This window comes from Sporosarcina sp. SG10008 (assembly GCF_044569405.1).
GTDB classification, from domain to species: Bacteria; Bacillota; Bacilli; order Bacillales_A; family Planococcaceae; genus Sporosarcina; species Sporosarcina psychrophila.
On the sequence record NZ_CP172607.1, the window covers coordinates 3,313,027 to 3,332,677 of the forward strand.

At 39.7% G+C, this 19,651-nt stretch carries 12 protein-coding genes and 1 riboswitch; of the genes, 4 read left to right on the forward strand and 8 right to left on the reverse strand.

Going from position 1 to position 19,651, the window contains the following annotated elements:
* Positions 1-573 carry a 5' nucleotidase, NT5C type gene (locus ACGLYD_RS15680; RefSeq protein WP_399629079.1) on the forward strand — a complete coding sequence of 191 codons (573 nt, stop codon included), beginning with the start codon at positions 1-3 and terminating at the stop codon, positions 571-573.
* A gap of 110 nt (positions 574-683) precedes the next feature.
* On the opposite strand, the gene ACGLYD_RS15685 is transcribed toward ACGLYD_RS15680, so the two are convergent.
* The 5 genes from ACGLYD_RS15685 to ACGLYD_RS15705 all read right to left on the reverse strand — a co-directional run bounded on the left by ACGLYD_RS15685 (position 684) and on the right by ACGLYD_RS15705 (position 4,500).
* Positions 684-1,262: a class D sortase gene (locus ACGLYD_RS15685; RefSeq protein ID WP_399629081.1), complete on the reverse strand. Its 579-nt coding sequence runs from the start codon at positions 1,260-1,262 to the stop codon at positions 684-686.
* 160 nt (positions 1,263-1,422) lie between these two features.
* Positions 1,423-2,322: a hypothetical protein gene (locus ACGLYD_RS15690; protein WP_399629084.1), complete on the reverse strand. Its 900-nt coding sequence runs from the start codon at positions 2,320-2,322 to the stop codon at positions 1,423-1,425.
* 33 nt (positions 2,323-2,355) lie between these two features.
* Positions 2,356-2,967, reverse strand: coding sequence for a signal peptidase I SipW (sipW, locus tag ACGLYD_RS15695; protein WP_231885714.1), 612 nt, complete (start codon positions 2,965-2,967; stop codon positions 2,356-2,358).
* On the reverse strand, positions 2,915-3,586 hold the full coding sequence (locus ACGLYD_RS15700; protein WP_399629087.1) for a hypothetical protein: 672 nt from the start codon (positions 3,584-3,586) through the stop codon (positions 2,915-2,917). Before ACGLYD_RS15700 ends, sipW begins: the two co-directional genes overlap by 53 nt.
* 317 nt (positions 3,587-3,903) lie before the next feature.
* Positions 3,904-4,500, reverse strand: coding sequence for a TasA family protein (locus tag ACGLYD_RS15705; protein ID WP_399629090.1), 597 nt, complete (start codon positions 4,498-4,500; stop codon positions 3,904-3,906).
* 576 nt (positions 4,501-5,076) lie between these two features.
* Positions 5,077-5,158, forward strand: a riboswitch (cyclic di-GMP riboswitch).
* A gap of 57 nt (positions 5,159-5,215) precedes the next feature.
* On the opposite strand from ACGLYD_RS15705, the gene ACGLYD_RS15710 reads away from it, so the two are divergent.
* The 3 genes from ACGLYD_RS15710 to ACGLYD_RS15720 all read left to right on the forward strand — a co-directional run bounded on the left by ACGLYD_RS15710 (position 5,216) and on the right by ACGLYD_RS15720 (position 9,218).
* Positions 5,216-6,421 (forward strand): sensor histidine kinase, encoded by a 1,206-nt coding sequence (locus tag ACGLYD_RS15710; protein WP_399629093.1) that lies wholly within the window; start codon positions 5,216-5,218, stop codon positions 6,419-6,421.
* A complete protein-coding gene (locus ACGLYD_RS15715) occupies positions 6,421-7,065 on the forward strand; it encodes a response regulator (RefSeq protein ID WP_399629096.1) in 645 nt (214 codons plus the stop codon). The genes ACGLYD_RS15710 and ACGLYD_RS15715 overlap by 1 nt, the downstream gene beginning before the upstream one ends.
* Positions 7,066-8,078: 1,013 nt before the next feature.
* Positions 8,079-9,218 (forward strand): response regulator, encoded by a 1,140-nt coding sequence (locus ACGLYD_RS15720; RefSeq protein ID WP_399629098.1) that lies wholly within the window; start codon positions 8,079-8,081, stop codon positions 9,216-9,218.
* A 50-nt stretch (positions 9,219-9,268) separates the two neighbouring features.
* On the opposite strand, the gene ACGLYD_RS15725 is transcribed toward ACGLYD_RS15720, so the two are convergent.
* The 3 genes from ACGLYD_RS15725 to ACGLYD_RS15735 all read right to left on the reverse strand — a co-directional run bounded on the left by ACGLYD_RS15725 (position 9,269) and on the right by ACGLYD_RS15735 (position 19,562).
* Positions 9,269-12,325, reverse strand: coding sequence for an ATP-binding protein (locus ACGLYD_RS15725; protein WP_399629101.1), 3,057 nt, complete (start codon positions 12,323-12,325; stop codon positions 9,269-9,271).
* A gap of 438 nt (positions 12,326-12,763) precedes the next feature.
* Positions 12,764-18,805 carry a SpaA isopeptide-forming pilin-related protein gene (locus ACGLYD_RS15730; RefSeq protein WP_399629104.1) on the reverse strand — a complete coding sequence of 2,014 codons (6,042 nt, stop codon included), beginning with the start codon at positions 18,803-18,805 and terminating at the stop codon, positions 12,764-12,766.
* A 139-nt stretch (positions 18,806-18,944) separates the two neighbouring features.
* Positions 18,945-19,562 (reverse strand): class D sortase, encoded by a 618-nt coding sequence (locus ACGLYD_RS15735; protein ID WP_338655109.1) that lies wholly within the window; start codon positions 19,560-19,562, stop codon positions 18,945-18,947.
* Between the last annotated feature and the right edge of the window lie 89 nt (positions 19,563-19,651).

Genomic DNA, 19,651 nt, shown 5'->3' on the forward strand with positions numbered 1-19,651 from the left:
ATGAAATTCGGTTTTGACATTGATGATACGTTGATTAATTTAAGGGAACATGCTTTTCAACTTTACAACACGAAGTTGAATCGGACAGTGGCGGTGGATCTCTTCCACGCGTTGGATAAGGTTGAAATTCATGAGCTTTTTGACATGACTGCTGAACAAGGCAGTCAAATGTGGAATCGTTCATTGGAAGAAATCTATTTCACATCCTGTCCTCCCTATCCAGATGCAGTAGAAACCTTACAAAGATTGGATAAAGAAGGTCATGAAATTTATTATATTACGGCGAGACCCGACGTTCATGGCAAGCGTACAATCGAGTGGATGATTGAAAATGGGTTTCCTGTTGACAAAGACAGGTTTTATTACGGCATGAAAGACGAAGACAAAGTCAACATCATCAAGGATTTGAACCTAGACTATTATTTCGATGACAAGCCTGCGGTTCTTGAAACCTTGAGGAATCATCCCCTTAAATTGTTTGCCAAAAGCCAATCGTATAATCGACACCTGGATTTCCCACGGATTACTGATTGGTCGGAATTGTTCGGTTTTCTGATTGGTGAGAAGAAATAGGGATAGTTTTAGGTGTTAGACATAGAGAAATCCAGCCATTTATGAGATTGGCTGGATTTTTTTGTTGTTCAATGCTTTTTTTGAATAACGAAGTTTAGTAGGTACTTATTTCACTTCGGTATCGCATAAACAATATACCGTTGCGGTGCATTGCCGATATACCGAAATGGATAGCATGTGGATAAAGTCAGCATTTCTTCCGGTGCTGTAGAACGGATGACTGTTGTATCATTTGCATCTACAATTTCCGTATCCACAACGGCATATGTAAAGGTACCATGCTGCATTTCCATAATGATTGTATCGCCATTTTGCAATTTGTCCAATCCGGTAAACACAGTGTCCCTGTGTCCCGATAACAGAATTTGATCTTTTTGCCCGGGATAAACGGTGCCTGTGTAGTGACCAACGCCTTGCTTTAAAGCATCGTCATCCGTCCCTTCCACAATGGGAAGCTCTTTTTGAATAATGGGAATTTGCAGGATGCCGATTGTTTGACCGTTCTGAAAAGACAGGTCGGGATGGGATGACTCAAGCTGGGGTGACTTTATTTTTTGTTTTTCCAACTCCCCCTTTGCCTGAACCAGTGCTACTTTTTCCGACTGCTGTGCGGACTTTAGCTGCACACTGGCGTAGCCAATGAAAAATAGTCCACTCGCCAGCATAATCACAGCCATTTTTTTCAGCAAATTACATCACCTCCAGCTAATAAAGGATGTGTTGATTCATCTCATATTCACTTCAGTTTTGACGAAAAACAGAAAAGCTACCAAGGCACGATACGCCATGCACAGGCAGCTTTTCAAAATTTTCTCTTTAACCAATTAGCCATTTGAGTCATTTACGTGGCTATTGAGCTATCTTCATCCTTCTGTAATGCCTGATGATCATCAACACAATTCCACCTGCCACAAGTACAGAACCAACTAACATCAAATTAAATATATTTGTTGACGTGGCAGGCAAGTTGAACCCGGCTGTTGTTGGAACGCCGCTGTCGATCTGTCCTGGTATTGTGACTTGAACCGCCGGGCTATCGCTTCCTCCCTCCGCAGGGTTATCGCTTCCTTCCTCCGCAGGGTTATCGCTTCCTCCCTCCGCAGGGTTATCGCTTCCTCCCTCCGTAGGGTTATCGTTTCCTCCCTCCGCAGGGTTATCGCTTCCTCCCTCCGTAGGGTTATCGCTTCCTCCCTCCGTAGGGTTATCGCTTCCTCCCTCCGCAGGGTTATCGCTTCCTCCGTCCCCTGGGTTATCGCCTCCTCCATTCCCCGGGTTATCTCTTCCTTCCGCCGTAAAAGTGAAAACAAATGCCGCCCCAAGGCCTTGAAAATCATTTCCAAGGTGCTCCGGAAAACGAATAGTGATGTCCAGATTCTCCCCGCCGCCGCGTGTAAGTTTTCTTGCGGGCAGAGATTTAAATGCAGCCAATTTGCCCTGATACAATTCCTTGCCGTCGACTTTTATTTCCAGCAGTAGCTCGTTGAACAGCTTTTTTTCTCCACTGTTTTCTAACTGCATTTGGTAGGCAAAATCTTTGCTACCTACGTTTTGGACTGTAATGGTCCGAGGCGCCCAGTCACCAGGCTTCATATTGCTGATTTCAAATAACGTATCATTTGGTGAAATACTGATGTCTATATCATCCTTGCCCGCGTTGTCTTCACCATCTGCAAATACGCTCGTAACGGGAAAGAAACATATTCCGCTTATTAATAAAAGAATCGGGAAAACTCGAAACAGTTTACTCATGGTAATGCCTCCTTACATATCTTAGCGATCGATTCAGGAAGAACTTTCTCCGCCATCTTCCCCCACTATATTCACCTTTTTTTTCGGAGCCAATTCGATTTCTCCAAGTGCTCTCCAAATCGTAAACCCCGAGTAGAGTAGCAGCAGGAATCCAGGTATTAATAGCAAAAAAGCACCATTCTTCGACTGGGTAAAGTTAATGAAGTACCCTACGTAAGGCACTGTAAAACCAGTGTACTCCGCTACCACATTGTCAGACATAACTGGATTCATGTCCTCTGCATTGTTGTTGTCGCCTTTTGTCCGGTAAAGTACGGAGTCTCCACTTTTGACTACCTCAGTAATCCGATGTGTGATCAAAATATTTTCTGCTTCTTGGAATGTAATGACGTCACCTTTTTTAAAATTGGTTTTATCTACAGCTTGTTTTACGGAGATGATTGAACCCGTTAGGATTCCAGGCTCCATAGACCCCGACAGAACTGTTTTTAATTGGTAACCGAAAAGCTGTGGCTCACCGCCTGAAATTTTCGTGATGACCACTATGGAAGCTACACTAATCAGCAGAACCATCAATATGCCTGAGACGATGCTACTTATCCTCTTCATTCGTTTCTTCTTTTTCATTAATTTCTTCTCTCTCATTTGTATCACCTTCTACTTTCTTTGTGTTATTTTCTGGTTTTACGACAGCGTTCACTTCAGCTTCATTCTTTGTTTCAGAGTTATTTTCTGGAGCCTTACTTTCTACAGAATCCTTTTCATCCGGTTTCTTTTCAGTAGATTCATCAACAGATCCATCCTTGACGTCCGGCTGTTTTTGACCGTCATCTTCAGGCTTCTGCTGCTCGTTCTCTTTGTTAGCATCCGAATCTGCTTTATCATCTTCACCTTCTATGACCTTATCCTTTTCAATTTCTTCCTTTGATTCATCATCTATATTCTTGCAGTCGGCCTTTATTTTCTCGCTTGATACAGCATCCTGTTCGTTTTCTCCAACAGACTTATCATCTTCGCGCTTGCAATCGACATCGCTTGGTGCAGCATCCTGCTCTTCTTTTTCCTTAGTCTTATCATCTTTGTCTAGGCAGTCGACTTCGGTTTCCTCACCCGATACCGTGTCCTTATCGTTTTCTTCCTTAGGCTTATTATCTATGTTCTCACGGTCGATCTTGATTTCCTTACCCGTTATAGCATCCTTTTCAATTTCCTCACTGCATTGATTAATGAGAACAACCGGAACTTCCCATTCGGCAGTGATCATCTGGGAAACTTCCGACTGGCTACTGAGATACGCAGACGTGTTAGACGACATATAACTAATGCTAAAGATGACTAAATAACATATGAGTGCCAATTTTAAAGATAGAAATGAACCTTGATGCTTTTTCCTACGTTTGCGCCTTCGGCTGGTTTTCAACCTGATCCCGCCTTTCGATTTTTTACCACTGGATTTTTCTTACGTATATTCCTCAAAACACAAAATCGAGTTATATGTTGAGAAATATATATAAGGAAGAGCGTTGGTTGATTGATGAAATAAAAGGAAGGAGGAGAAGTGCTCTCCTCCCGGGATATAGTTTATTTCGATTCTCCAGCTGTCTGCTGTGCATCAAACTTCCATTTCAGTTCTAAGGAAGCGCCTTGGTAAGCGTTTTGATCTTCACCATTTTCATTAAATCTAATTTTCACGTACATATTATCAGTTGTACCGGCCTTAATCCCGCTTTTTTCTCCACCCTGTAATCCAAACCATTTCGGTGATTCATTTTTAACTGCATCCGCTGACATATTTGCCAATTGGCTTAAAGTCATGGATTTAATCACATTACTAGGTCCAGCTATACTGCCTTTATCTTCATTTTTAAGGAAGTCTACCACAATATGATCCGCAAAACCTGCTACCGTTTCAGTATATTCAGTAGTTAAAAATACTTTTGAAATATCAAGGTTACCTTTGTTCTCTAATTTGAAAGTGCGATCCATCCAGTCACCAGGCTTAATCTTAGTTACACCAATAATTGTCTCAGGGTTTAGCGATAAATCCAGAGTACCTGCTGCGAATGTATTCGTCATTGTTTCTACATCGTTGAAATAAGCATATGTTCCCCCGCCAATCATACTTACAGCCAATGCCCCAGTTGCGATACCCATTGCTAGCTTCTGTTTAATACCCATTTTTAATTTCCTCCAATTAGTTTGTATTTTTTCGCTTTTATTGAATGCTTGTTCTTTGTTCTTCCCTGCGACTTGGAAGAAATTATTTTCTTCTTCGATCTAAGGTATGAGTTCATTTTCACCTGATAAAGTAGCCTTGATTGCATGCACCATTTTCATAGTTTGGCAGCTGTTGTGATCCTTGACACCCCTTTAGTAGGTGTCATACTTTTTCATGGAAATCTCCTCCAATGCTTTTTTCGGCTCGTTACCATTTTTGTAACTACTTTTAGTATAGGAGTATTCCAGTCGGGCATCCTCACTCTAAAGAGTAATTTTCTGATATCGTTTGTCTACCCCGGTTTTCTACTTTAGTGTAGAGTCGGTGCACTTTCGTACCAGTTCACTTCTACTTCGATGAACAGCTCTACCTTATAGAAGTAACCTTGTATATTGATTTACTGATGGGCAGTAAGTAACTGAAAAGTCTTAATTCGCTAAAATACAAGTTAATAACAAAAAAAAAGAACCTCTTCAACCGCAAGAGGCGACGTGATATTTAGAGGAACTTGGTTATACTGAACTATAAAATAGAATATAATTAACGGAAACTGTGAAATACATCCTCTATATGGGCACCTTGGATGTATGGAGTTATTGGTGCAACCGGCCTGATTAGATTTGGACAATATGTTCAATTTAGTCAGGTTTTATTATGCCATGAGGAGGAGTAATAGTGGAAATCAAAAAAACTCTAGTTATTATGTTAAAAAGGTGCCATAAGAAAACTCCCCATTTCTATATAGGAAAAGCACGCGTCCCCAAAAAAAACATCGAAACGAATGATATGTATCTAGCTACATTGGAGCACAGTATATCACTGTTCCACCTAATGGATAATTCAAGCCCTCAAATGATAATGAAAGAAATAATAGCATCTATCATCAAGCTTACACATAGTGATGAAGTATTCTTTTGGTTAACGGATATAAATCATCAAAATAGCTACCTAGCATCTTCTACGAGTAATCCCCATATTGAAACTGGCCTAAAAAAAGAATGGAATACTATACGTCTGGAGAATGAACTGTTTGTCAGTAAAATTAACGAGGATTGGTACGGGATGAAAGTCATTAGAACCTCCACTACTATCGGCGTTATCGGCGTTAAGATTTCCGGTTCAAGTGAGGCTAGAGAAACATTACTCTTCAATCGCCCTTTTGAGTTTTTAGCCGAACTTAGTGAAATAATGCTCGAAAGAATTCATACAGATTCAATGAAGGAGCAAATGATTGTAAGTAAGGAACAAAATCGTATCTCCAATGAAATCCACGACAGTGTTTCGCAAAGATTGGTCGGTATTGTTTATTCTCTGCATAGTTTACAAACAAAAAGTAAAAGTATGACAAGTACTGAGTTGAATGATGAATATCAATTTCTTTCACAATCTGCCAACACTACATTAAAGGAACTACGGTCGACGATATACGGTCTCAACTCGACGAAGAATGGCGAAAAATCTTTTCAAGTTGGGCTGCAAAACTATTTTGACGAGTACGCACGGTTAAGTGATATACGAATTGATTATCAGATAACGGGTGATGAAGCTTTACTATCAAGCGAACTAAAACAAGCACTCTATAGAATTATTTGTGAAGCTTGCGGAAATGCCGTTCGTCATGGCCAGTGCACGGCTATTGAAGTCAGATTATCTTTACTTGACGCGAAAACTGTATTGGAAATTCATGATAATGGAATCGGAATTAATTCGCACATACCCGAAGGCCAACCGGAAAAAGGAATCGGTCTTTTCAATATGAGACGTCTTGTAAGTACTTTTGCAGGAACGTTTTTGATAAGTGGATTACACGGGATAGGGACAGAAATACAAATCGAAATTCCAACCGCAAAAATACTTGAGAAGGTCCAGGTGAGTGGCTAATGCAAATTGTTATTGTCGATGATCACCCATTAGTAAGAAAAGGATTAACATCTATCCTTACTATAGATGGAGCAATTGAAATCCTAGGTGAAGCAGCAAATAGAAAGGACGCGCTAACTCTATTCCATGACACTACACCTGATTTGGCGATAGTGGATCTTCGCTTGGGAAATGAATCCGGTTTGGAATTAATTACAGAAGCGAAACAACAAGGAATAACTTGTAAATTCGTTGTGCTAACTTCATCGACGGAAGAGCACGACTTTAAACAGGCAAAAGAAATAGGAGTCGATGGCTATATATTAAAAGAGGCATTACCTGAAGAACTGATCCATGCCCTCGGAGTTATCGGCAGAGGTAGAAAGTATTATGATCCAGGGGTGTTTGATTTGGTGATAAAATCGAAGGAAAGCCCTTTTGAAAATGATAGGCATATCGAACAGCTAACACCGAAGGAAAAGGAGATATTACTCGAACTCGGGTTGGGTCATTCAAATAAACAAATTTCACAGGCTTTATATATTACAGAGTTTACTGTAAAGAAACATGTCAGTCAGGTATTAGCAAAGTTAGATCTTGCCGATCGAACAAACGCGGCATTGTATGCCAATGCTAAGGGCTTGGTGGCGTATAGCGTGAATTGAATGTTTGTTTAGTGCTAAATATAGTTCTAGTGATTCTATTCTCAAATTGAGGAGAGTCGGATGGGATATATGATCGGCAGCGCGGAGGTTATGATCGGTTGACGAGTTATATGATCGGCAGCCGGGCGATTATGATCGGGTCGCAAGTTATATGATCGGCAGCCCGGCGGTTATGATCGGGTGGTGAGATATATGATTGGCAGCCCGGCGGTTATGATCGGGTCGCGGGTTATATGATTGGCAGCCCGGCGGTTATGATCGGGTGGTGGGTTATATGATTGGTAGCGCGACGGTTATGATTGGATGGCCGGATATATGATCGGTTGGTGGGATATATGCTCGGGTGAACGGTGGTTATGATCGGGTGGTGGGATATATGATTGGTAGCGCGACGGTTTTGATTGGATGGCCGGATATTTGATCGGCAGCGCGGCGGTTATGATCGGTTGGCGGGATATATGATCGGTTGAACGTTGGTTATGATCGGGTGGTGGGATATATGATTGGCAGCCCGGCGGTTTTGATTGGGTGGCAGGATATATGATCGGCAGCCCGCAGGTTATGATTGGTTAGCGGGATATATGATCGGCAGTCCGCCGGTTTTGATTGGATGGCCGGATATATGATCGGCAGTCCGCCGGTTTTGATTGGTTTGCAGGATATATAATCGGCAGTCCGGCGGTTTTGATTGGTAGGCCGGATATATGATCGGCAGCCCGGCGGTTATGATCGGGTGGCGGGATATATGATTGGCCGCGCGACTATTAGACTGGGTGACAGTCACCCAGTCTAATCCGAAACGACTCAGACAACTAATTTGTTTCACAGCCTTTTATCAAAACAGCTCCGATACCAGATACCTTCCAAGTCGGCCTCAATAATTTATATTTAACCGGATGAAAACTCCTGACATGTTTCCTTGCACTCTCCGCCAAACAGTTATTTGTTAAATATTGCAAGTCTGTGACACTCTTGAGATAATAGAAAGAAAGCGTTTCTTTTCAGGAAAGAAGGTGATTCTCGTCATACGTGCAATATTAGTCGATGATGAGCAGTTGGCTTTGAAACATTTAGAGAACAAGTTAAATGAATTAGGTACTGTCGAAGTCGTTAAAACTTTTTCAAATGCACCTAATGTTTTAAAGGAAATGAAGCACCTTGATTTTCAAGTGGCCTTTTTGGATATCGAAATGCCGGGCTTTAGCGGATTGGATTTAGCTGAACTCATTCAAAAAGGAAAAAAAGATGTATATATTGTCTTTGTGACTGCCTATCGGGATTATGCGATTCAAGCTTTTGAATTGCATTCGATTGATTATTTATTGAAGCCTATTATGAAAGAGCGCCTCGAAAAAACAGTGATGCGTCTTCAAGAACAGCTGCTTTTGAGTGATAAATCTTCAGTAAATGAACGAGATACCTCTCCTTCCCTGAAAATTTTCTGTTTTGATGAGTTTACTGTCTTCAGCCAAGAGGAACCTGTCAAATGGAAAACGGCAAAAGTAAAAGAACTGTTTGCTGTTTTCATTACACATCTAAATACGTCTATGAACAGAGACTCTCTTATCGATTTGCTTTGGCCGGAGAGCGAATACCAAAAGGCTAAGATTCAACTCCATACGTCAATTTCGCATTTGCGTAAAATGTTGGATTCTGTGGGCTACCCAGGCTCGTTAACTTTTTCAGATCAATGCTATGCACTGGAGCTACATGGATTCCAATGCGATGCGATTGAACTGGAGCGGGTATTAGCTGATTATACTGACGTGGATCATGATACTATTCAGGTATTCGAACATGTAGTTCAGCAATATAGCGGCGACTATATGGATAAGAACGGCTATGAATGGGCCGCAGCCAAAACACAAAGTATGCGTCAAAAACTGTTGCAGCTTCTCCAAAAGATGATTGATTATTACTCTAAGAATGAGGAGTTACATAAAAAACAGCATTTTTTACAGATTCTGCTCAACTATAATCCATATTCCGAACATGTTTTACAGCAACTTATGCACTACCACCTTGACGTTGGGAACCGAGGGGATGCCATTAAGGTGTACCATGACTTCAAGAAACAATTATTGGAGGATCTCGACATTTTACCAGGACGTGCAACAAATGAACTTTATGAATCGATCCTCGTTATAACGTAATCAAACAGAAAACGCCAACTGCCTGAATTGGCAGCGGCGTTTTTCGTGTGTTATTCTTTTTTTGGAACGATAAATGTAACGGTCGTTCCCCTATTTGGTACACTTGTTATGTCAATTCCACTTCCGAATTGCTGTTTGAGCCGTTTGTCTGTATTAAGCAAGCCTATTCCTCGTTGTTCTTCTGTATGGTAGTTTAGCAGACTCTTCAATTTCTCTTCGGGTATTCCTACTCCATCGTCCATTATTATAATTTCTATAAAGTCCTTCTGTTCTAGCACTTTTATTTGGACAGTCCCGCCTTCAGGTCGTTTTAAGACACCATGTTGAATGGCATTTTCTACGATTGTTTGAATCGAAAGCGGAGGAATTTGAATAGCCGGTATCCCACGCATCTCCCATTCTACACTCAATCGATCCCCAAAACGTTCTTGTTCAATGAACAGATAGGAACGAACGAGCTCTAATTCTGTCTCTAGTTGGATCACTTGATTTAAATTATGGCTTGCGAAACTAGCACGCAAATAATTCCCGAACTTATCTAGCAACTCCACCATTTTGGGTGGATCGATCTCGCTAAGTGCCGCTATCGTATTTAAGGTATTGAATAAGAAATGAGGCTGAATTTGTGCCTGCAGCCACGCAGCCTCCATTCTTACTCGTTCGCCAATCGACGTTTTCAAATCGGTTAAGGCCTTTACGCGTGTCACCAATTCAAGTTTTTCTACGGGTTTAGTAACATAATCACTGGCTCCACAATGAAAACCGGTTTGGATATCCTCTAATTGACTACGGGCTGTCAACAGTAAAATAGGAAGTTCCGAAATCGGAAAGCGTTCCCGTATTTTCTGTGTCAACTCGTAACCAGACATATTTGGCATCATTACATCCGATATAACGAGATCCCATCTTCCTTTGTCCAATAAAACCAAGGCTTCTTTTCCACTTGTACATGTAACAACATCGAATTGTTCAGCTACCAACATTTGCCCGACCATCGCTAAGTTAAGCGGATCATCATCTACCACTAATATGCATGGCAATTCTTCATTCAAAATCTGATCTATTGTCTCCTGATTCCCGCTAGCTATCTCCGGTATAACCTGTCGTATAGACTGGTTAGTAGCAATTCTCTTTTGTTGCGAGGCAATCGGCAATGTGAAAGTGAACGTAGACCCTTTTCCCACAGTCGATTTGACATTAATCGATCCTCCATGTAATTTAACTAACTGATCGCAAATACTCAGTCCAAGTCCAATTCCGCCTGCAAATGCTGTTATCTTAGGGTCCGCTTGCTCGTATGGCTGAAAAACAGATTTCATTGTTTCAGCATCTATACCAATACCAGTATCATGCACATGAATAACAGCCATGTCGTTCTGAGTTTCTGCAGAAACGATGATTTCTCCCTCATTTGTAAACTTCACTGCATTATGAACTAAATTAAATAGTATTTGAAAAAGACGATTTTCATCAGCTTCCACCCTTGGAAATGTCTCGAGGCCCGTTTGCCTAAACGTAATGCTTTTCCCTTCCTTCAAAAACTGGAGCATATCAAATACACCCGATACAACTGATGAGAGGTCCACTTCTTTAACTTGTAACTTAATGCCATTTTCCTTCAGTTTAGTAATATCAAGAAGATCATTCAGTATCATTGACATACGGCGGCCTACAGACATCAGAATTTGTAAGTTTTTCTTGTTTTCTTCGGTCAAGTTATCCTTTTCGCTGTCATAAATCGTTTGGGTAATATTCATGATTCCGTGTAGAGGGTTTCTTAATTCATGAGATGTATTCGCTAGAAAGTCATCTTTTCTTTTGACTTCTTTTTGCAATTTCACAGTCAGTTCCTTACTTTCATCTGTTGCTTGGAAAAAACGTTTGAACCAATAGATTGCAAAAAGAATAACACCAATGATGATTTCAAATGGGTAGTAGGGTAATGTCGAAAAAGCATGATTTTTAATCCATCCCCATAAAATACTGGAGGCAATGCTAATCGTCGCAAGTAGAAAGTAGATTGCGTAAGCCTTGCCTTGCGCTACCACTTTACTCAAAGTGAAAGGAATAATCGCCGGTATAAAGAACATAATAACCCTAAACAATGGAGCGATCATCATCTTATAATCTAGTAACACACATATGACAAATAACAGATACAAAACTGTAAGCGCCTTGAACGGAATAGATATCCTTGTTTTATGAATTGAATTTTCCATCAGTATCTGTTTGAAAAATTGCAACATAAAAAAAACACTGCTTGCATATGAAAGATAAAGCAGCTTCACCCACCACGTCCAACTAATCGCCGGAAACAAATAAAGCAATAGTTTATCATCATCTATGAGAATCGAAATCGCAGCACAAAGGAACGTAAGCGAAAGAAAAACTAATTCCTTCTTTCTTCCAAATAAAAGAAAGATGACTAGTGTATAAACGCTGTGCATTAGCAGAATGACTACTGATGTAAATTGCATTAAATAAGAAACTAGTTGACTTTTTTTAATGGCAGATGATGTTCCAAATTTAATCGTTTTGGTAATGCCTGCTGGATAAGCGGGGTTATAGTTCGAAACATGTATTAGCAAATCAATCTCTGTTTCGTGTTTTTCCAGACTCACTTCAACTGGTCGAAAATCAGATTTTGCTGATTCGGAATCTTCACCTACACGCCCCAATTCCATTACTTTTTCTCCATTTATAAATATAGTGGCATTCGACCTTATTTCTTTTATATACAGACTGAACAACTGTTTTTGTTCATCCAGCAAAATACGCAAACGATAGGTCCCATATTCATACGATGATTTTTCATCCTCAGGTATTATTTTTCTCCAATCTCCGGGAACCGTTATCCCTATTTTTTCATCGTCCGCTAAGTGCTTCTCCAAGCTCCCCGGTTCAATCAATTGATTGTTATAAAAATCCCACTCGCCATTTAGCGTAATTACCCTTTCATCTGTTAACTCAATATCCCGAAGGTCAAGTATCCCTTTTTCAGCGTAAGGATAATCCGCTGTCAAATTGTAATAAATCCATAAAAACCGGAAACTGATAAGTATAAGTACAAAAATACCAACGACAACAATCATCTTTTTCTTATTCATGACAATTGTCTTCGCTGTTTGACAGGTCAATCCCTTTTTTATTCATCTCTATTTCTCCTATCCATTCATCTTAAATGGGTTTTAGATACACCCATTTCTTACTGTTATCCATTCATGCTTGGCTTATATTCGCAGTACGTATTTCCAGTAGTCCCCTTAGCATCGAACATTGCTAAAACTGCATACTCGATTAACAGCTTTGAATCCGTGGATAAACGCTAGCCCCAATGCTTATACTTGCATTGATTTGGTGATTTTCAATTATGAATGGCTTATTGAATAAATTCATGATCAATTGTAATAGGTCATTAGTATGTAATTCAATTTCACTTCTATCATACGTCAACGTTCTTAAAGAACTCTTTATACTCTCTCAAAAAAAGAAAAAAGCAAAACCAGCAGCTAAACAGCTAACTGGTTTTGCTTGTCATTATTGTGTCATGAAAATTCAATTGGTGTTTTTTTTGATTTTTTTCTTCTCAATACCATCCAAGCTCCAAGAAGAATCATTCCAATACCGGCTGCCATTGAGCCAATTGGGAAGGCTTCACCCGTTTGTGGTAACTTTTCACTTGGAATCACTAGACTGGGGTTACTTGGATTACTTGGATTGCTCGGATTGCTCGGGTTGCTTGGGTTGCTTGGGTTGCTTGGGTTGCTTGGGTTGCCCGGTATACCTGGATTCTCTTGTTCAACCGGTTCGCTTGGTTCAACCGGATTGCCTGGTTCACTTGGTTTGCCTGGTTCACTCGGTTTGCCCGGTTCACTTGGTTTGCCTGGTTCACTTGGTTTGCCTGGTTCGCTTGGTTTGCCTGGTTCACTCGGTTTGCCTGGTTCACTCGGTTTGCCTGGTTCACTTGGTTTGCCTGGGTCGACCGGTGGATAATACGGATTATATTTATTTGTTTTAATTACCTGTACCGTAACTGTCTGACCTTTAATAATTTCAAATTTTACTGGTGTAGTATCTAGAATATAATTAGTTGGAGCTTTTGTCTCGATAAACTGGTAGTTACCCGGTTTTAAATTATCTACAACTAGTTTACCATCTTTATCCGTCGTTAAATCTTCTTTCAACGTGTTGCCTTCTGCATCTAGCAGTTTAAAGACTGCACCTGCAAGTGTTCCATTCCCATTATGTTCGGGACGCTTTGTAAGTTCAACTGAGCCTGTTGATAATTCGTTATAGGCTTCTACTGTTTCTACAGCAGTTGGTCCTAGGACAATTGTAAATTTGATTGGCGTTGCATTCAGCTTATAACCGAATAGTGCTTTCGTTTCTACGAATTGATAGTTACCCGGTTTTAAGTCTTCTACAACAACTTTACCAGTTTGATCTGTTACCAATCCTTCTCTGAGCATTTTGCCTTCTGCATCTAGCAATTCAAATTCCACATCTGTTAAAATCGCACCGTCATTGTCTTTATCGTACTTCGTTAATTCAACTGAGCCTTTAATGATCGTATTCGGAATTTCCAATTTACGCGCTTCAGTTTGACCTTTGTCAATCGTGAAATTAATTGGTGTATCGTCTAATTCATAGCCAAAAGGTGCTTTTGTCTCCACGAACTGATAATTACCTGGTGTTAATTCATTTACAACCAATTCCCCATCAGCATTCGTTGGTAGGTTTTCTTGGAGCATTTCACCTTTTTCGTCCAGCAATTTAAACTCTGCACCTGCTAGAGTGACTGCATTGTTATCGCTGTTCACTTTAACTAATTCCACGGAACCGCGTGTCAAATTATTGTTCGTTGAAATTTTGAGGATCTTTGATTGGCCTTTGGCAATCGTAAACTTAACTGGCGTAGCATCTAAGTCATAGCCGAATGGTGCTTTTGTTTCGACAAACTGATACTTGCCTGGTTTCAAGTTATCTACAACAATTTTACCTTCTTTATTCGTTTTTAAGCCTTTTTGAATCGTCTTGCCACTTGCATTTTGCAGTTTGAATACCGCGCCTGCTAATATAGTTGTCGGGTCTTCATTGTCGACCTTTGTTAATTCTACAGAGCCCGTTTTCAATTCGTTTTCTGCTTTGACTTTTACTAGTTTTACATCAGCTATCGTTTTACTTTTTTTGATTGTAAACGTGATTGGTGTTTCATCTAACACATAACCGAATGGTGCTTTCGTTTCTACGAATTGGTAGCTACCTGGTTTCAAGTCAGTAACAAGTAACTTACCATTTTTATCAGTTTTCAATGCCGATTGGAGTACTTTCCCATCTGTATCTTGCAGTGCAAATTCTGCACCTTTTACTACCAATTTAGCGTTATCTTTATCGACTTTCTTTAATTCAACTGAACCCGTCACCAATTTATTTGGTGCATTGACTGAAGTTGTAACCGAAGTCTCTCCAGTTTCAATATTGAATTTAATTGGTTGTTGATCTAGTTGATAGTATGCAGGTGCTTTTGTTTCAACGAACTGATAAGCTCCTGGTTTTAAATTAAGAACAGTGATTTTACCGTTTTTATCCGTTGATAGTCCATCTTGTATTTTATTTCCAGTTGCATCTTGTAATTCAAAGATTGCGCCTTTCAATGCTGTTTCGGAATTGTCCTCGTCAACTTTTGTAAGGACCACAGAACCTAAGATCACTTCATTCCTTGCCGTCAATTCAAGAATCGTATTTTGGGACGGTACGATTTCGAATGAAATTGGCGTCTGATCCAGCTTATAACCGAACGGGGCTTTCGTTTCAACAAACTGATAGCTGCCTGGGTTCAAACCGTTTTTAATGATATTTCCGCCGCCATCTGTTGTCAAACCTTTTTCAAGCACTATACCAGTTGCATCTTGCAACTCAAATACTGCATTTTTAAGCGTGATTTTCGGATTATCTTTGTCGACCTTCTTAAGTTCGACTGCCCCTTTGATAATATCATTTTTTACCTGGTCTAATTTAACAACCTCAAGTTGGTTCTCTCCGATTGTAAACGGAATCGGCGTATCATCTACTAAGTAACCATTCGGAGCAATTCGCTCGATAAATTGATAGTCACCCGGTTTCAATCCGTCTTTATAGATGATCCCCTTTTCATCAGTTGGCAGTAAGCCAATCGTTTCGAATTGATCTCCAACTAGGTGTTTCAATTCAAAGCTAGCACCTTTTAACTTCTTCGAAGTATCCTCGCTATCTACCTTCTCTAATTGCACAGCTCGCACAATTTTTTTGTTCGTAACAGGTTCATGGTTCCCTACTTTTTCTGCATCTCCATCGACGAATGCCTTATTAATTGTAATTGGCATCACATCTTCATTTTTAAGATATCCTTCAGGAGCTTCAGTCTCTACTAAGAGGTAATCGCCCCAGAGTAATCTGTCGAATTTAACGACTCCATCGACACCAGTAACTCCAGTTTTAATAATTGTTCCACTATCCTTGTCTATCAATATGAATTTTGCGTCTTTAAGTAGTTCGCCAGTTACAGCATCTGTTTTCGTTATTTTGAGGCGTCCTAGTTCACCTGAACCACTGCCCTCACCACCTGTTACCTTCACTTCAACTGTACTAGTAGATTCGGTTTTATCTACTCTAACATGCTCACCTGTAAATGAAATCTTATTCGTAATATTAGCAGGTGCTTTTAGAATAAATGATTGATATTCCAACATATACGGTTCACTAATTTCATTTATAAATGAAAGTTCGAACGCATATGGATCGTGGCTTTCATTGAAATCGAGTGTATAGTCTGTGCCTTTCGTTAATAATGCACCTTTTTTAACATTCCCTTTTTCATCTACATCCGTAGCATATAGACGTATGGAATCTTCCAAAACTGCTTGGTCAGCACTTGGTATATCGGTTACTTTTGCCTTAGAAACTTTCGATTGGGCAAAGTTTATGTCGACTTTCCAATCAATAATTTTCCCATTTTGTAAGCCGGATTTGGCTGTGTATTTTCCACCGTGTGGAATTGAAACGGATGCTGTAAGATCTGTTTCTTTATCCGTGCCATTCTTAACAGTTGCTGTGTTATCGTATTTGGCTTCGACTAAATCTAAATCTTTCAAGCTTGTTTTGTACGTTATCATGTACGGCTTAGTTATTTCGTTGTTAAATTTAACCACAAATCCTGGATTACCATTTTCATCTTTAATCCAACTAGTTGAGTAGTCTTTTCCTTCAATCAATTCCTTCACTTCTGTTCCATTTGCCCCACCTGTGAGAGCCATTTCATGAACTTCAATCGATTCTTTTAAAACCTTTTGATTTCCAAGAATGAAGTCCTCCACAGAAGCATTTGTAAGTGTTTTTAGGTTATAGTTCACGCCAACATTCCAAGTGATTTCTTGCGTCATGGCATTGTATGAACCGTTTTTGAAACCATTGGACTGTGTATAACCATCTGGGGTGAAGTCAGATTTCGCTTCTTTTGTTTGGTCTTTTTCATCTTTGTCTTTCCAATTGAGCGTTACTTTGTTTTGTAAATAATTCTTACCTTTATCTGCTCGCTTTTCGTAATCAAAAGCTGTTGTATATTTAATTGTGTGTGGAGTATTGATTGTTTTTTTGAACTCGATAATGAACTCATCTTGTTCGTTTTTTGTTAACTCATAATCGGTACCTTCAGTTAACATTCCGGTGTTGTTTGTAATTTTGATACTACTAGAATCTAACGTAAGTCCTGCATTTGTAAAGACATCTGTTAAAATCACATTTTTCATTTCATGACTGTCGTTGTTAAAGGAGATTGTCCATTCGATTCTTTTGTCTTTGTAATTGGGTGTTCCATGTGATTTGAACAGAATTTGTTGGTTAATATCTCTGCCTGCATCCTTTGATATTTCACCAGTTTTAACTGTATTAATGATTTTTTCTCCGTCAAACACACGGTCAGTTGCTTTTGTTTGATAGGTGATTTTGTAAGCGGAATTGATATCTTCATTGAACTGAAGCTCAAATCCATTTTTATTGTCTTCAGATTTTGGAGTAACAGTGTAATTTGTAAACTCTTCAACTACACCTTCGCCGCCGCTATCATTGATTGCAACTTTCTGTACGTTAAAAGAATCAGCTATAAGCTCCTGGCTACCATTGAATAAGTCTTTCAATAATGCGTCCGCTATAGCAATATCCTTTTCATTATAATTATATTTTATTTCCCATGTGATTGTTTGCGTCTTAGCATCATAGTGACTTGACCGTTTTTCTAACGGCTTCCCTCTCTTAACACTAACAGTTGCAGTTGCATCTCCAGCATTACTGCCATCTGATAATAACGTTGCTGTGTTTGTAAAAATTGCTTGGTCATGATTCGTAATTGTTGTTGAATATACGGCTCGATATGCTGTGCTGATGTCTGTATTAAAATTGATTGTAAAATCTTTTCCATCTTCTGTTTTTCCAACAGAATACCTGCTAGGATCCACTGGATCTCCTAGACTTACAGATCCATTCAATTGGACTTTTAGATGGTAAAGTTCTAGAGTTCCTTCCTTAAACTCTTGGCCATCTTGTATTGGGTCGCTCAGGATTGCATTATTAATCTTTTTCAGAGTTTTATTGAAATCGACTGTCCATTTAATCGTTTCAGAGTTATAGATTTTATTGGGCACCCCACTTTTTTCGACAGCTGGCCCACCTGGTTCAAAGGTAAGAGGGATTGTTATAGAAGCTCCACCTTCTATCGGCGTGATTGTTATCGTTCCTTCTTCAGTAACGATAATATCTTCACTTAATTCGGTCCAAACTTGAATATCACCTGAGATATTTGAAAAACTCTCTATAAACTCAGTGAATGTTATCGTAACTTGGCCATCAAGCCTAACATCGAAATGCCCTACAGTTTCACCATTAAATTTCATTTCTTCTTTTTCAATGACGTTGTAAACTTCGAGCTCCTTTGGCAGATTGAACGTAAATGTGGATCCTGCTTTATAGCCGTGGTCATTCACAAGTGCCCACTTGTAACCCACCGAAATTAGTGAATCAAAACCAGGATTTTCAATTGGCTTTCCATCCTTATCCTTATATTTTAATTCGAAACTCGTTAGAATATTTTCGGTTATTACTGTTGGTTCACCCTTTTCCTCGACCAACGGCAGTTTTTCCAAGTCTTCGCATTCCAATAGTTCATCGGTTTCATCGCATTCTATTGGTTTTTCACATTCCGGGGATTCTCCAATTTCCTCACATCCCGGTTCAACTTCTGGTACATCAATCTCTGGCACTTCAATTTCCGGTATTTCAATTTCCGGCACTTCATTTTCTGGTAGTTCTGGAGATTCGTTTTCGGCACCTTCTTCATCTTCACCAGGAGTTACTTCTGGTTCTGTTACTGGTTCATCTGGTTCTATCTCTGGTTCTATTCCCCCCACTTCTTCCTGGGCAGCTTCAACTTGAATTATCTGATTATCCTCATTCAGTTCGGTTTCACTGAATTCGTTTGCACTTGCGGAAGCCAATGGTCCTAAAATAGCTTGCCCAATCAGCAGTAACATCAAGGCAAATATGTTTAACTTCTTCACGCTATCCCTCCTCTCTGTTTGTTATTCGACTTGTCCGCCCAATAATACGCATTTCGAACTTTCATACCCAATTCCCCTTTTCATAATAAATATATTTATATCAATTTCTATAAATATCAATTTTTGATTTTTGCAACTGCTACTTCTTTAATGCCGCCTGAACAATCAATCGGTTCGGCGGATTAACTGCTCCAAGCGGTGTGCAAGTTACCAGTGTGAGAAATGGTCCTTCTTGATCATCGAGGACGGACACATCCGATTGATGGACGATAAATGAGTCCACTATGACAAATTCATATGTTCCTTCTTGTGTGGTCACTTGAATTTCATCATTTATCCTTAATTCATTCATACGATTGAATTGTTTCCCTTTCGCTACAGCTCTGTGTCCCGCTAAACCAATGTTGTTGACGCCGAATTCTTTTTTAGGCTCGATCATACCGATGCCTTTACTGAGCGTTTCGGGACTCGTCCCGTCAAAGATAATCATTTCAAGGTCAATTTTGTTAATATTAATAATTCCGCGAGCTCCTTCCAATAGTTTGGATTTCTCGCCAGTTGACTGATTGTATTTCTGCACCGTGAGTATATCTTCAGATTGATTGGAGGCCTGCTCAATTTGTTCCGTATTGCCTAATTGTTCAAAACTCCTTACCAGCTGCTGTTGACCACGATCATAGTACTGTTTTTCAAGTTGCGGATAAAATACAACCGCTAAGCCAACGACCATCAATAGAATGCCTACAATTTTCCGCAATCCTATTCGCTCCTTACTTGGACATAAAAAGTGAACGTACGCTAAGACTTTTCCCAGTCCCTTTGCAAACGTTTCTTAACTTATGATAG

What these genes read in the sequence shown, in the direction of transcription:
- ACGLYD_RS15680 (WP_399629079.1), top strand. Translation starts at nt 1, where the DNA reads ATGAAATTCGGTTTTGACATTGATGATACGTTGATTAATTTAAGGGAA.
- ACGLYD_RS15690 (WP_399629084.1), bottom strand. Translation starts at nt 2,322, where the DNA reads ATGAGTAAACTGTTTCGAGTTTTCCCGATTCTTTTATTAATAAGCGGA.
- sipW (WP_231885714.1), bottom strand. Translation starts at nt 2,967, where the DNA reads ATGAGAGAGAAGAAATTAATGAAAAAGAAGAAACGAATGAAGAGGATA.
- ACGLYD_RS15700 (WP_399629087.1), bottom strand. Translation starts at nt 3,586, where the DNA reads ATGATCACTGCCGAATGGGAAGTTCCGGTTGTTCTCATTAATCAATGC.
- ACGLYD_RS15705 (WP_399629090.1), bottom strand. Translation starts at nt 4,500, where the DNA reads ATGGGTATTAAACAGAAGCTAGCAATGGGTATCGCAACTGGGGCATTG.
- ACGLYD_RS15715 (WP_399629096.1), top strand. Translation starts at nt 6,421, where the DNA reads ATGCAAATTGTTATTGTCGATGATCACCCATTAGTAAGAAAAGGATTA.
- ACGLYD_RS15725 (WP_399629101.1), bottom strand. Translation starts at nt 12,325, where the DNA reads ATGAATAAGAAAAAGATGATTGTTGTCGTTGGTATTTTTGTACTTATA.